The following is a 13,709-nucleotide window of genomic DNA, read 5'->3' as shown; positions in this document are numbered from 1 at the left end:
GCGAAGCTGATAAACTCCGCCGCCATGATTCGACTCCAAAATCTTACGCTACAGCGTGGCCCCCAGCGCTTGCTGGAAGGTGCCGAACTGACCTTGCATGCCGGCCAGAAAGTCGGCCTGATCGGCGCCAACGGCGCCGGCAAATCGAGCCTGTTCGCCCTGCTGCGCGGCCAGCTCGGCCAGGACGCCGGCGACTGCCGGATCCCCGCCGACTGGCGCATCGCGCACATGCGCCAGGAGGTGGACACCCTCGAGCGCCAGGCCGTGGACTACGTCCTCGACGGCGACGTGCGCCTGCGCGAGATCCAGGCGCAGCTGACCGCCGCCGAGAACGCCCATGACGGCGCCGCCGTAGCGCGCCTGCACACCGAGCTGGACAACGCCGACGGCTACACCGCCGACGCGCGGGCGCGCAAGCTGCTGGCCGGCCTGGGCTTCAGCGCCGAGCAGATGGAGCGCCGCGTCGGCGACTTCTCCGGCGGCTGGCGGATGCGCCTGAACCTGGCCCAGGCGCTGATGTGCCCGTCCGAACTGCTGCTGCTCGACGAACCCACCAACCACCTCGACCTCGACGCCATCCTCTGGCTGGAAGAGTGGCTCAAGGGCTACCCGGGCACGTTGATCCTGATCTCCCACGACCGCGACTTCCTCGACGCCGTGGTCGACCACGTGGCGCATCTGGAGCAGCGCAAGCTGACCCTCTATCGCGGCGGCTACTCGGCCTTCGAGCGCACCCGCGCCGAACGCCTGGCGCAACAGCAGCAGGCCTACGAGAAGCAGCAGGCGCAGCGCGCCCACATGGAAAAGTACATCGCCCGCTTCCGCGCCCAGGCCACCAAGGCACGCCAGGCGCAGAGCCGCATCAAGGCCCTGGAACGCCTGGAGGAGCTGGCCCCGGCCCACGTCGACTCGCCGTTCGACTTCGTCTTCCGCGAGTCGGACAAGATTTCCAGCCCGCTGCTGGACCTGTCCGAGGCGCGCCTGGGCTATGGCGAGAAGACGGTGCTGGAGAAGGTCAAGCTGCAACTGGTACCCGGCGCGCGCATCGGCCTGCTGGGCCCCAACGGCGCCGGCAAGTCGACCCTGATCAAGACCCTCTCCGGCGACCTGCCGTTGCTGGCCGGGCACCTGGCGCGCGGCGAGAACCTCGCCATCGGCTACTTCGCCCAGCACCAGCTCGACTCGCTGGACGCCAAGGCCAGCCCGCTGCTGCACCTGCAGCGCATCGCTCCGGGCGAGCGCGAGCAGACCCTGCGCGACTTCCTCGGCGGCTTCGATTTCCGCGGCGCGCGCTGCGACGAGCCGGTGCTGAACTTCTCCGGCGGCGAGAAAGCGCGCCTGGCGCTGGCCCTGATCGCCTGGCAGAAGCCCAACCTGCTGCTGCTCGACGAGCCGACCAACCACCTCGACCTGGAGATGCGCCTGGCCCTGACCATGGCCCTGCAGGAATTCTCCGGGGCGGTGGTGGTGGTGTCCCACGACCGTCACCTGCTCAAGAGCACCACCGACCAGTTCCTGCTGGTGGCCGACGGCCGCGTGCAAGACTTCGACGGCGACCTCGACGACTACGCCCGCTGGCTGGTGGATTTCCGCGCGCGCCAGGCGCCGGTCGCTAATGCCGGCGCAGCGTCTGTCGAGAAGACCGACAAGCGCGCCCAGCGCCAGGCCGCCGCCGCATTGCGCCAGCAATTGGCGCCGCACAAGCGCGAGGCGGACAAGCTGGAGAAGGAGCTGGGCGGCTTGCACGAGAAGCTCGCCGCGCTGGAGGAAAAGCTCGGCGACAGCGCCCTCTACGAGAACGCGCGCAAGGACGAACTGCGTGACCTGCTGGCCCGGCAGGCGAGCCTGAAAGCCCGCGAGGCCGAGGTCGAGGAAGCCTGGCTGGTGGCCCTGGAAACCCTGGAGAACCTCCAGGCCCAGCTCGAAGGAGCCGAGTGATGGAAGACCTGCCGCTGCTCGTCGCCTGGAGCGATCCATTGCTGCGCGGCCTGCAGATCGTCCTCATCCTGCTGCTGGCCTGGGTGCTGCAGCGCCTGGTGGCGCGCGGGCTGAACCGCCTGGCGCAGCGCTACCCGACCCCCCACGAACTGCTGCTGCCGCTGCGCGGCGGCCTGCGCTGGCTGATCATGGGCTCGGCGCTGATGATGGTGCTGGAGCGCCTGGGGGTTTCCGCCCAGGTGCTGTGGACCGCGCTGACCGGCTTCGTCGCGGTCGCCGCGGTGGCCTTCTTCGCCATCTGGAGCGTGCTTTCCAACCTGTTCTGCGCGCTGCTGATCTTCACCGTCGGGCCGTTCCGCCTGGGCGACTTGGTGGAGGTCATCGAGTCGGCCGACAAGCCCGGCGTGAAGGGCCGCGTCAGCGCCATCAACCTGCTCTACACCACCCTCGAGGAAACCTTCGAGGACGGCACCAGCGCCCTGCTGCAGGTGCCCAACAGCCTGTTCTTCCAGAAGGCCATCCGGCGCTGGAAAGGGCCCGGGCTGAGCAGCGGAAGATAACAACCACAACCCCTGTTCCCACACGGATACCCACGCACTATGGAATGGCTCGCTAGCCCTGAAATCTGGGTCGCCTTTCTGACCCTGACCGCCCTGGAGATCGTCCTGGGCATCGACAACATCATCTTCATCTCCATCCTGGTCAGCCGCCTGCCGGCGGCACAGCAGCCCAAGGCGCGGTTCTTCGGCCTGGCGCTGGCGATGGGCACGCGGATTCTCCTGCTGCTGTCGATCACCTGGGTGATGCGCCTGACCGCCGACCTCTTCGAGGTGTTCGGCCAGGGCGTTTCCGGGCGCGACCTGATCCTGTTCTTCGGCGGCCTGTTCCTGCTGTTCAAGAGCACCATGGAGATCTACCACAGCCTGGAAGGCGCCGAGGAAGGCGGGCAGGGCAGCGCCAAGAGCCGCGGCTTCATGGCGGTGATCATCCAGATCGCGATCATCGACATCATCTTCTCCCTGGACTCGGTGATCACCGCCGTGGGCCTGGTGCAGAACGTGCCGGTGATGATCGCCGCCATCGTCATCTCGGTCGGCGTGATGATGCTCGCCGCCGGCACCATCAGCGACTTCATCGACAAGCACCCGTCGCTGAAGATGCTGGCGCTGTCGTTCCTCATCGTGGTCGGCACCGTGCTGGTGGCCGAGGCCTTCGAGGTCCACGTGCCCAAGGGCTACGTCTACTTCGCCATGGCCTTCTCGCTGGCGGTGGAAGCCCTCAACATCCGCCTGCGCGGCGCCCTGGCGCGCAAGCGCGGCGAAGAGCCGGTGAAACTGCGCAAGGACCTGCCGAGCTGATCGGCCGGCCCGCGCCGGGCTTCCTCCACACCTGTAGGAGCGGGCCCTGCCCGCGATTCGCGCGCAGGGCGCGCTCCTACAGGGGAATGCCGGAGTCACGCCGATGGGTATCGCTTCGCTCAACGCCATCCTACGAAAAGCCATGCTCGCTCTGCGGTAAGCGGGCCCTGCCCGCGATTCGCGCGCAGGGCCCGCCTACAGGGGAATGCCGGAGTCACGCTGATGGGTATCGCTTCGCTCAACCCATCCTACGGCTCGACGCGCCCGGAAAGAGGCTCTCCGTGACCAAGCCCGAAGCGCGCCTGGGATCAAGGTCAAACGGCGGATAACCGCGAACGGTTATCCGCCCTACACGGCAACGCGCGACTCGGGCACACTGGCTACCCGTAACAAGATTTTTCGCCACGAGGTCCACCATGCTCGCCAGTACCTGGTTCGCCTTCCTCATCGCCTGCTGGGTGATCAGCCTGTCGCCCGGCGCCGGGGCCATCGCCTCGATGTCCTGCGGCCTGCAGTACGGCTTCTGGCGCGGCTACTGGAATGCCCTGGGCCTGCAGATCGGTCTGGCTCTGCAGATCGCCGTGGTCGCCGCGGGCGTCGGCGCGCTGCTGGCCACCTCGGCGCTGGCCTTCAGCGTGATCAAGTGGTTCGGCGTGGTCTACCTGGCCTACCTCGCCTGGCGCCAGTGGAGCGCCGCCCCGCAGGTGATGCAGGCCGACGCCGAGCGCCCCATCGGCCGCCCGCTGAGCCTGGTGCTGCGCGGCTTCCTGGTCAACGCCAGCAACCCCAAGGCGGTGATCTTCATGCTCGCCGTGCTGCCGCAGTTCGTCGACCCGCACCGGCCGATGGCGATGCAGTACGTGATCATGGGCGCGACCATGATCTGCGTCGACCTGATCGTCATGGCCGGCTACACCGGGCTGGCCGCGCGGGTGCTGCGCGCGCTGCGTTCGCCGCGCCAGCAACGGCTGATGAACCGCACCTTCGCCAGCCTGTTCCTCGGCGCCGCCGCGCTGCTGGCCACCGTTCGCCGCGCCCCGGTGTGAAGCCGACGGGCGCCGCCTAGGCGCCCGAATGGTGGCGGAGTAGTATTGGCGCCCTCCATTCTCATTCGCCTTCCGCCATGCGCCTTCCAAAGCTTCTCATCTGGCTGCTGCCGCTGCTTTGCGGCGCCAGCCTCACGGCCCTGGCCGACGTTCCGGTCGACCCCTCCCAGGCCCTGCACCTGCTGAGCTACCTGGCCGCGGACTACCCGCCGACGGTGAGCGCCGGGCAGGTGGTCGACGCCACCGAGTACAAGGAGCAACTGGAGTTCGCCGGCCAGCTGCAGGCGCTGCTGCTGGCCCTGCCGGCGCGTCCCGAGCGGGCCGACCTGGAGCGCGAGGTGGCCGGCCTGCGCCGCGCCATCGAGCAGCGCCAGCCCGGCGCCCTGGTGGCGCAGCAGGCGCGGCACCTGGAAGCGCGCCTGGCGGACGTCTACCAGGTGGTGCAGACCCCCGCCATCACCCCCGACCCGGCCCGCGGCGCACCGCTCTACGCCCAGCAGTGCTCGATCTGCCACGGCGACGCCGGCAAGGGCGACGGCCCGGCGGGCATCGGCCTGCAGCCGCCGCCGGCCGACCTCACGGCCCGCGCGCGCCTGGACCAGTTGAGCCTCTACGACCTGCGCACGGTGATCGGCCTGGGCGTCGCCGGCACCGACATGCCGGCCTTCGCCGACCAGTTGGACGAGCGCCAGCGCTGGGACCTGGCCGCCTACGTGGCCGGCCTGAGCGCCGCCGAGGCCCAGCTCGACGGCGCCCACGCCTACCCGCTGGCGAGCCTGGCCACCCAGACCCCGGCCGAAGTGGCCGCCCGCGACGGCGACGCCGCCGCGCAGAGCTTCCGCGCCCTGCGCGCCCACCCGCCGCTGGAGCACCGCGGCCCGGCGCAGCTGATCGACTACACCGCCGCGACCCTGGACAAGAGCTTCGCCATCTACCGCCAGGGCGACCACGACCAGGCCTACGACCTCTCGGTCGCCGCCTATCTGGAAGGTTTCGAACTGGTGGAAAGCTCGCTGGACAACGTCGACGCCACCCTGCGCAAGGCCACCGAGAAAGAACTCATGGCCTACCGCCAGACGCTGCGCGACGGCCTGCCCGAAGCCCAGGTGGCGCAGCAGTTGGAGCGCGCCAAGGGCAAGCTTGGCGAAGCCGCCAAGGCGCTCAGCGGCGACTCCCTGAGCAGCACCATCAGCTTCGTCTCGGCCCTGCTGATCCTGCTGCGCGAGGGCGTGGAAGCCATCCTGGTGCTCGCCGCCATCCTCGCCTTCCTGCGCAACACCGGGCAGGAAGCCGCCACCCGCGGCGTGCACGTCGGTTGGGGCCTGGCCTTCGTCGCCGGCTTCGCCACCTGGGCGCTGGCGGCCTACGTGATCGACATCGGCGGCGCCCAGCGTGAGCTGATGGAGGGCTTCACCTCGCTGTTCGCCTGCGTGATGGTGCTCTGGCTCGGCGTGTGGATGCACGACCGCCGCCACGCCGCGGCCTGGCAGGACTACATCCGCAGCAGCCTGGTGGGCGGCGGCGGGCGCTTCGGCTTCGCCGTGCTGGCGTTCTTCTCGGTGTACCGCGAGCTGTTCGAGGTCATCCTGTTCTACGAAACCCTCTGGCTGCAGGCCGGCCCGGCCGGGCACAGCGCGGTCATCGCCGGCGCCGGCTGCGCGGTGGTGCTGCTGATCGGCCTGGCCTGGGTGATCCTGCGCGGCTCGGCGAAACTGCCGCTGAAGCTGTTCTTCACCGTCAACGCCGCGCTGCTCTGCGCGCTCTCGGTGGTGTTCGCCGGGCATGGCGTGGTGGCCCTGCAGGAAGCCGGGGTGATCGGCACCCGCCCGGTGCCCTTCTTCGACTTCGACTGGCTGGGCATCAAGGCCGACGCCTACTCGCTATCGGCCCAGGCCCTGGCGCTGCTGGCGGTGGCCGTGCTCTACGGGCGCAGCCTGCTGGCGGAAAAACGCAAGGCCGCGGCGCTGCCCTGAGGCGGCGCGCGGCAAACCCCGACGGCCAGTGCGATACTGGCCGTCGTCATTTTCGGGAAACGAGTCCGATGCGTATCTGGATCGATGCCGACGCCTGCCCGCGCGCGGCGAAGGAACTGGTGGCGAAGTTCGCCCTGAAGCGCAAGCTGGAAGTGGTGATGGTCGCCGGCCAGCCGGTGGCCAAGCCGCCGTTCGCCTGCGTCAGCCTGGTGGTGGTGCCCAGCGGTATGGACGCCGCCGACGACTACCTGGTGGAGCAGGCCGAGCCGGGCGACCTGGTGATCTGCAGCGACGTGCCGCTGGCCGACCGCCTGGTGAAGAAGGGCGTGGACGCCCTGGACCCGCGCGGCCGCGAGTTCGACGCGAAGAACATGGGCGAACGCCTGGCGCTGCGCAACCTGATGACCGACCTGCGCGACCAGGGGCAGATGGGCGGCGGCCAGGGGCCTTATGGCGACAAGGATCGGCAGGCTTTCGCCAATGCGCTGGATCGGTTGTTGACGCGGTTGAGCAGAAGCTAAAAGAGACGCTGGAAGCTTGAAGCTGAAAGCTAGAAGCCGCACGACCTCCAGCCTCCAGCCTCCAGCCTCCAGCCTCCAGCCTCCAGCCTCCAGCTTCCAGCTCCAATCCTGCCTTACGCCAACTCCAACACCCGATCCACCAGCTTGTTGATCCCGCTGGCCGCCTCGGCGATGTTCTGCGCCAGCATGTAGGCCGGGGTGGTCACCAGCTTGTGGCGGCTGTCCTCGACTATCTCGTCCACCGGGCAGTCGACGTGCTTGGCGCCCATGCGGGTGAGGGCGGCGGCGGTGTCGGCGTCGCAGCCGATGGTGCATTCGATGCCCGGGCCGTAGATGCGCTCGGCCATGGCCGGGGCGATGCAGATCAGGCCCACCGGCTTGTGCGCGGCGGCGAAGGCCTTGGCCAGGGCCAGCACGTCCGACTCGACCTCGCAGCGGTCGCCCTCGAAGGCGAAGTTGCACAGGTTCTTCGCTGCGCCGAAGCCGCCGGGGACGATCAGCGCGTCGAAGTCCTCGACCTTCGCCTCGCGCACGTCCTTGATCTCGCCGCGGGCGATGCGTGCGGACTCCACCAGCACGTTGCGGCTTTCCGGCATTTCCTCGCCGGTGAGGTGGTTGACCACGTGGTGCTGGGCGATGTCCGGGGCGAAGCACTGCACCTGCGCGCCGCGCTGGGACAGGCGCAGCAGGGTGATCACGCTTTCGTGGATCTCGGCGCCGTCGTAGACGCCGCAGCCGGAGAGGATGACGGCAACTTTCTTGTGCATGCAGGTACTCCTGGTTCGGGGTGGCCGGCGTGGCGACGTGGCTGTCGCCATATGCCGGCCGGGTTGTCACCGGCGGCCGTTGTAGCCGGGCGCCAGAGGACTAGGATCGGTATCCATAAGCATAACGATTCGGTCGCGCCATGAACTACATCCTCTTCGCGGTGCCGTTCTTCTTCCTGCTGATCGCGCTGGAGCTGTTGGCCGACCGCTGGCGCGGCACCTCCACCTATCGCCTGAGCGACGCCCTGAACAGCCTCAGCGCCGGGGTGCTGTCCACCACCAGCGGCCTGCTGACCAAGGGCATCGGCCTGGTCACCTACGTGTTCGCCTGGCAGCACCTGGCGCTCTTCGAGCTGTCCGCGCAAAGCGCCTGGGTCTGGGTGTTCTCCTTCGTCTTCTACGACTTCTGCTACTACTGGAACCACCGCCTGGGCCACGAGCGCAGCATCCTCTGGGCGGCACACGCGGTGCACCACCAGAGCGAGGAATACAACCTCAGCACGGCGTTGCGGCAGACCAGCACGGGCTTCCTGTTCGGCTGGATCTTCTACCTGCCGATGGCCGTGGCCGGCGTGCCGCCGCTGGTGTTCGTCAGCGTGGCGGCGCTGAACCTGCTCTACCAGTTCTGGGTGCACACCCGGCACATTCCCAAGCTCGGCTGGTTCGAATGGTTCTTCGTCAGCCCGTCGAACCACCGGGTGCACCATGCGCAGAACCCTGTCTACATGGATCGCAACTACGGCGGCGTGTTCATTCTCTGGGATCGCCTGTTCGGTACCTTCCAGGAGGAGCTGGACGAGGAGCCTGTGGTGTTCGGCGTGACCGTGCCGCTGGCCAGCTGGAACCCGCTGTGGGCCAACCTGCAGGTCTACGCCGCGCTGTGGAACGATGCGCGGCGGGCGGGCAACAGGTGGGACAAGCTGCGTATCTGGTTCATGCGCACCGGCTGGCGTCCGGCCGACGTGGCGGCGCGCTACCCGCTGCAGAAGCCCGACCTGGCGGCCTTCCGCAAGTTCGAGGTGCCGCTGTCCCGCGGCCGGCAGTGGTACGCCACCGTGCAGTTCGCCGGCTACGTGGTCGGCGGCACTTTGCTGCTGGGGCTGGGGGAGCGCTGGCCGCTGCCGGCGCTGCTGCTGGGCTGGGCGTGGATGGCCTGCGGCCTGTTCGTCATCGGCGCCTGGCTGGAGAACCGCGCCTGGGCGCCGCGGCTGGAAGGGCTGCGCCTATTGCTGAACCTGCCCTGGGTGGCAATCACCGCCGCCGCGGCCGGCCTGGCGCTGCCGGGGTGGGCGCTGGCGCTGCTGGGCGCCCATGCCGCCCTCAGCCTGCTGGCGCTGTGGGGCCTGCGCCACGAGGGGCGGCAGGCGCAGCCGGCCTGATCAGTTGCCGTTGCGGCTGTTCTTGATGCGCCGGTGCAGCCACAGCAGCAGGCCGATGGCGAGCAGGCCGCCGAGGACCATGAGTTCGTACTTCTTGATGTTGCCCAGCACGCCTTCGAGCACGCTGCCGAAGTAGTACGCCGCCGAGCCGAGCGCGCTGGCCCAGACGATGGCGCCCAGGCCGTTGAGCAGCAGGTAGCGGCCCGGCGGGTAGCCGGACAGGCCGATGGCCACCGGCATCACCGTGCGCAGGCCGTAGACGAAGCGGAAGCTCAGCACCCACAGGTCCGGGCGCCGCCGCACGTGCTCCAGGGCGCGGTCGCCGAGCTTCTGCCAGCGCGGCTTGCGCGCCAGCAGCTTGCGCCCGTGGCGGCGGCCGAGGAAGTACCAGAGCTGGTCGCCCGCGTAGCTGCCGAGGAAGGCCACGGCGATCACGTATTCGAGCTGCATGTAGCCGCGGAAGGCAAGGAAGCCGGCCAGCACCAGAATGGTCTCGCCCTCGAAGAAGGTGCCGAGGAACAGGGCCACATAGCCGAAATCCTGCAGGAATTGTTGGAGCATTATCGAGGCAACGCAGCAAAATGAACGCGCAGCCTAACGCGGTTGTCGTCCGGGGGGAAGGCACCTGCTGGCGGCTTGCTGGCCTTTGCATGGCCCGGGCCGCCTACTTTGGTCGTATGCTGCGGTTTCGGGTCCCTGCGACCGGTTGCCGCGACCCCGGGTCACTGTTACCCCTTGTTACCAATCGGTCATAATCCCCGACTATAACTGTCACACTGTGCCTGTCGTCAGGGCCCTGGAGTACGCCGTGAGCTTCATTTCCGCCGAACGCGCCTTCCCCTTCACCCGCCTGCGCCGCAACCGCCGCGACGAGTTCTCCCGTCGCCTGGTGCGCGAGAACGTGCTGAGCGTCGACGACCTCATCCTTCCGGTGTTCGTCCTCGACGGCAAGAACCAGCGCGAGGCCATCGCCTCGATGCCGGGCGTCGAGCGCCTGTCCATCGACCTGCTGCTGCAGGAAGCCGAGCAACTGGTGGAACTGGGCATCCCGGCGCTGGCGCTGTTCCCGGTCACGCCGCTGGAGAAGAAGTCCCTCGACGGCGCCGAGGCCTACAACCCCGAGGGCATCGCCCAGCGCGCCACCCGCGCCCTGCGCGAGCGCTTCCCGGAGCTGGGCATCATCACCGACGTGGCCCTGGACCCGTTCACCATCCACGGCCAGGACGGCATCCTCGACGAGAACGGCTACGTGATGAACGACGAGTCGGTGGACGTACTGGTCAAGCAGGCGCTGTCCCACGCCGAGGCCGGCGCCCAGGTGGTGGCTCCCTCGGACATGATGGACGGCCGCATCGGCGCCATCCGCGAGGCGCTGGAATCCACCGGGCACATCAACACCCGGATCATGGCCTACTCGGCCAAGTACGCCAGCGCCTACTACGGCCCATTCCGCGACGCGGTCGGCTCCGCCGCCAACCTCGGCAAGGGCAGCAAGGCCACCTACCAGATGGACCCGGGCAACAGCGACGAGGCGCTGCACGAGATCGCCGCCGACCTCGCCGAAGGCGCCGACATGATCATGGTCAAGCCGGGCATGCCCTACCTGGACATCGTCCGCCGGGCCAAGGACGAATTCCGCGCGCCGACCTTCGTCTACCAGGTCAGCGGCGAATACGCGATGCACATGGCGGCCATCGAGAATGGCTGGCTCAGCGAGGCGGTGATTCTCGAATCGCTGCTGGCCTTCAAGCGCGCCGGCGCCGATGGCATCCTGACCTACTTCGCCAAACGTGCGGCAGAACAACTGAAAAGGGGGCGCTGACGCCCCCGCGACGAGACTTGCGATGAATACCGAAGGCCAGAACGCTACCGACCTGATCGAAACCGAAGTGACTGTCAGCGAGACCCTGGAGACCGTCGAGGTCCCCGTGGTCGCCGAACCCCCCGTGGAGGCGCCCGCCGCCCCGGCGGTGGCGGTGAACGTCGACGACAGCGCCCTCTACATTCATCGCGAGCTGTCGCAGCTGCAGTTCAACATCCGCGTGCTGGAGCAGGCGCTGGACGAGTCCTACCCGCTGCTCGAGCGTTTGAAGTTCCTGCTGATCTTCTCCAGCAACCTCGACGAGTTCTTCGAGATCCGCGTCGCCGGCCTGAAGAAGCAGATCACCTTCGCCCGCGAGCAGGCCGGCGCCGACGGCCTGCTGCCGCACCAGGCCCTGGCGCGGATCAGCGAGCAGGTGCACGAGCAGGTCGGCCGCCAGTACGCCATCCTCAACGACATCCTGCTGCCGGAGCTGGCCAAGCACGGCGTGCGCTTCATCCGCCGGCGCTACTGGACGCCGAAGATCAAGGCCTGGGTGCGGCGCTTCTTCCGCGACGAGATCGCCCCGATCATCACCCCCATCGGCCTCGACCCGACCCACCCGTTCCCGCTGCTGGTGAACAAGAGCCTGAACTTCGTGGTCGAGCTGGAGGGGATGGACGCCTTCGGCCGCGACTCCGGCCTTGCGATCATCCCGGCGCCGCGCTCGCTGCCGCGGATCATCCGCCTGCCCGAGGACGTGGCCGGGGAGGGCGACAACTACGTGTTCCTCTCCTCGATGATCCACGCCCACGCCGACGACCTGTTCTCCGGCATGAAGGTCAAGGGCTGCTACCAGTTCCGCCTGACGCGTAACGCCGACCTCTCGGTGGACGCCGAGGACGTCGAGGACCTGGCCCGCGCGCTGCGCGGCGAGCTGTTCTCGCGGCGCTACGGCGACGCCGTGCGCCTGGAGGTGGTGGACACCTGCCCGGCGCACCTGTCCAACTACCTGCTCAAGCAGTTCGGCCTGGCCGAGAGCGAGCTGTACAAGGTCAGCGGCCCGGTCAACCTGACCCGCCTGTTCAGCGTCACCGGCCTGGCCAGCCATCCGGAGCTGCAGTACCCGCCGTTCACCCCGACCATTCCGAAGCTGCTGCAGAAGAAGGAGAACATGTTCGGCGTGCTGGCCAAGCTGGACGTGCTGCTGATGCACCCCTTCGAGTCCTTCACCCCGGTGGTGGACCTGCTGCGCCAGGCGGCCAAGGACCCGAACGTGCTGGCCATCAAGCAGACCCTGTACCGCTCCGGCGCCAACTCGGAAATCGTCGACGCCCTGGTGGAAGCGGCGCGCAACGGCAAGGAGGTCACCGCGGTGATCGAGCTGCGCGCGCGCTTCGACGAGGAGTCCAACCTGCAGCTGGCCAGCCGCCTGCAGCAGGCCGGCGCGGTGGTGATCTACGGCGTGGTCGGCTTCAAGACCCACGCCAAGATGATGCTCATCCTCCGCCGCGAGGACGGCGAGCTGCGCCGCTACGCGCACCTGGGCACCGGCAACTACCACGCCGGCAACGCCCGCCTGTACACCGACTACAGCCTGCTCACCGCCGACGTGGCGCTGTGCGAGGACCTGCACAAGCTGTTCAACCAACTGATCGGCATGGGCAAGACGCTGCGCATGAAGAAGCTGCTGCACGCGCCCTTCACGCTGAAGAAGAACCTGCTGGAGATGATCAACCGCGAGGCGGCCCAGGCCGCCGAAGGCAAGCCGGCGCACATCATGGCCAAGGTCAACTCGCTGACCGACCCGAAGGTCATCCGCGCGCTGTACAAGGCCAGCCAGGCGGGGGTGAAGATCGACCTGGTGGTGCGCGGCATGTGCTGCCTGCGCCCGGGCGTGCCGGGGGTGTCGCACAACATCCAGGTGCGCTCGATCATCGGCCGCTTCCTCGAGCACAGCCGCATCTACTACTTCCTCAACGGCGGCGACGAGAAGCTCTACCTCTCCAGCGCCGACTGGATGGAGCGCAACCTCGACATGCGCGTGGAGACCTGCTTCCCGGTGGAAGGCAAGAAGCTGGTGCAGCGGGTGAAGAAGGAGCTGGAACTGTATCTGGCCGACAACACCCAGGCCTGGGTGCTGCAGGCCGACGGCAGCTACCAGCGCCTGAACCCCACCGGCAACCAGAACCCGCGCAACGCCCAGGCCATGCTGCTGGAGCGCCTGTGCACGCCGGTGATCAACGGACGCTGACCGGCCCTGGTCCCGAAAAGCCCCGCCGCGCAAGCGCCGGGGCTTTTTCATGGGCTCATCGCTCCTACAGGGGAATGGCGTGGGTGGGGCAGCGTAGCGGATCTCATCCGCGAATCGCGCCGGGGGTTCCGGCTATCGCGGAGAAGCTCCGCTCCTACAGGGGAATGGCGTGGGTGGGGCAGCGTAGGAGCGGATCTCATCCGCGAACCGCGCCGGGGGGGCCGGCTATCGCGGAGAAGCTCCGCTCCTACGGTCCAGGTTGGCACGGCTTCTTGTAAGCGGGCCCTGCCCGCGATTCGCGCGCAGGGCGCGCTCCTACAGGGGAATGGCGTGGGTGGGGCAGCGTAGGAGCGGATCTCATCCGCGAATCGCGCCGGGGGTTGCGGCTATCGCGGAGAAGCTCCGCTCCTACGGTCGAGGTTGGTGCGGCTTCTTGTAGAAGCGGGCCCTGCCCGCGAAATCGCGCGCAGGGCGCGCTCCTACATGGGAATGGCGTGGGTGGGGCGGCGTAGGAGCGGATCTCATCCGCGATCCGCGCCGGGGCATCCGGCTATCGCGGACAAGGTCCGCTTCTACGGGGGGAGGAATACCGTGCTTCCCCACAACCTGTAGCGGGCCCTGCCCGCGATTCGCGCGCAGGGCGCGCTCCTACAGGGGAATGGCGTGGGTGGG

General features: G+C 68.4%; 11 protein-coding genes. 9 read left to right on the top strand and 2 right to left on the bottom strand.

Features of this window, described 5'->3' with window-relative positions; all coding sequences use genetic code 11:
* Positions 1-24: 24 nt before the first annotated feature.
* From PM1_RS28605 to PM1_RS28580, 6 genes are all read left to right on the top strand, one after another.
* Complete coding sequence (locus PM1_RS28605; protein ID WP_009615053.1) at positions 25-1,938, top strand: ATP-binding cassette domain-containing protein; 1,914 nt, start codon at positions 25-27, stop codon at positions 1,936-1,938.
* Positions 1,938-2,498 carry a mechanosensitive ion channel family protein gene (locus PM1_RS28600; RefSeq protein ID WP_009615054.1) on the top strand — a complete coding sequence of 187 codons (561 nt, stop codon included), beginning with the start codon at positions 1,938-1,940 and terminating at the stop codon, positions 2,496-2,498. The genes PM1_RS28605 and PM1_RS28600 overlap by 1 nt, the downstream gene beginning before the upstream one ends.
* 39 nt (positions 2,499-2,537) lie before the next feature.
* Positions 2,538-3,296, top strand: a complete 759-nt coding sequence (locus PM1_RS28595) for a TerC family protein (protein WP_009615055.1) — start codon at positions 2,538-2,540, stop codon at positions 3,294-3,296.
* Positions 3,297-3,712: 416 nt separating this feature from the next.
* Positions 3,713-4,342 (top strand): LysE family transporter, encoded by a 630-nt coding sequence (locus tag PM1_RS28590; RefSeq protein WP_009615056.1) that lies wholly within the window; start codon positions 3,713-3,715, stop codon positions 4,340-4,342.
* A gap of 77 nt (positions 4,343-4,419) precedes the next feature.
* Complete coding sequence (locus PM1_RS28585; protein ID WP_009615057.1) at positions 4,420-6,315, top strand: cytochrome c/FTR1 family iron permease; 1,896 nt, start codon at positions 4,420-4,422, stop codon at positions 6,313-6,315.
* A gap of 68 nt (positions 6,316-6,383) precedes the next feature.
* Positions 6,384-6,836: a YaiI/YqxD family protein gene (locus tag PM1_RS28580; protein ID WP_009615058.1), complete on the top strand. Its 453-nt coding sequence runs from the start codon at positions 6,384-6,386 to the stop codon at positions 6,834-6,836.
* Between the two features lie 113 nt (positions 6,837-6,949).
* On the opposite strand, the gene elbB is transcribed toward PM1_RS28580, so the two are convergent.
* Positions 6,950-7,603 (bottom strand): isoprenoid biosynthesis glyoxalase ElbB, encoded by a 654-nt coding sequence (elbB, locus tag PM1_RS28575; RefSeq protein WP_009615059.1) that lies wholly within the window; start codon positions 7,601-7,603, stop codon positions 6,950-6,952.
* A gap of 140 nt (positions 7,604-7,743) precedes the next feature.
* Here elbB and PM1_RS28570 point away from each other — a divergent pair, with 140 nt between their 5' ends.
* Positions 7,744-8,982 carry a sterol desaturase family protein gene (locus tag PM1_RS28570; protein ID WP_009615061.1) on the top strand — a complete coding sequence of 413 codons (1,239 nt, stop codon included), beginning with the start codon at positions 7,744-7,746 and terminating at the stop codon, positions 8,980-8,982.
* Here the strand turns inward: PM1_RS28570 and PM1_RS28565 are convergent, their stop codons facing one another.
* Positions 8,983-9,546 carry a DedA family protein gene (locus PM1_RS28565; protein WP_099049022.1) on the bottom strand — a complete coding sequence of 188 codons (564 nt, stop codon included), beginning with the start codon at positions 9,544-9,546 and terminating at the stop codon, positions 8,983-8,985.
* A 244-nt stretch (positions 9,547-9,790) separates the two neighbouring features.
* Between PM1_RS28565 and hemB the strand changes: the two genes are divergently transcribed.
* Positions 9,791-10,804 (top strand): porphobilinogen synthase, encoded by a 1,014-nt coding sequence (gene hemB, locus PM1_RS28560; protein WP_009615065.1) that lies wholly within the window; start codon positions 9,791-9,793, stop codon positions 10,802-10,804.
* Positions 10,805-10,826: 22 nt separating this feature from the next.
* A complete protein-coding gene (gene ppk1, locus PM1_RS28555; protein WP_009615067.1) occupies positions 10,827-13,037 on the top strand; it encodes a polyphosphate kinase 1 in 2,211 nt (736 codons plus the stop codon).
* Positions 13,038-13,709 lie beyond the last annotated feature (672 nt).

It is taken from the genome of Pseudomonas sp. M1, from assembly GCF_022760135.1.
Classification (GTDB): Bacteria; Pseudomonadota; Gammaproteobacteria; order Pseudomonadales; family Pseudomonadaceae; genus Pseudomonas; species Pseudomonas citronellolis.
This window is presented reverse-complemented; position numbering and strand designations above follow the sequence as displayed.

Bases quoted from the DNA above. Each gene is read 5' to 3' on its own strand.
- PM1_RS28595 (WP_009615055.1), top strand. From the start codon at position 2,538: ATGGAATGGCTCGCTAGCCCTGAAATCTGGGTCGCCTTTCTGACCCTG.
- PM1_RS28580 (WP_009615058.1), top strand. From the start codon at position 6,384: ATGCGTATCTGGATCGATGCCGACGCCTGCCCGCGCGCGGCGAAGGAA.
- ppk1 (WP_009615067.1), top strand. From the start codon at position 10,827: ATGAATACCGAAGGCCAGAACGCTACCGACCTGATCGAAACCGAAGTG.
- elbB (WP_009615059.1), bottom strand. From the start codon at position 7,603: ATGCACAAGAAAGTTGCCGTCATCCTCTCCGGCTGCGGCGTCTACGAC.
- PM1_RS28570 (WP_009615061.1), top strand. From the start codon at position 7,744: ATGAACTACATCCTCTTCGCGGTGCCGTTCTTCTTCCTGCTGATCGCG.
- PM1_RS28600 (WP_009615054.1), top strand. From the start codon at position 1,938: ATGGAAGACCTGCCGCTGCTCGTCGCCTGGAGCGATCCATTGCTGCGC.
- PM1_RS28605 (WP_009615053.1), top strand. From the start codon at position 25: ATGATTCGACTCCAAAATCTTACGCTACAGCGTGGCCCCCAGCGCTTG.
- PM1_RS28585 (WP_009615057.1), top strand. From the start codon at position 4,420: ATGCGCCTTCCAAAGCTTCTCATCTGGCTGCTGCCGCTGCTTTGCGGC.
- PM1_RS28590 (WP_009615056.1), top strand. From the start codon at position 3,713: ATGCTCGCCAGTACCTGGTTCGCCTTCCTCATCGCCTGCTGGGTGATC.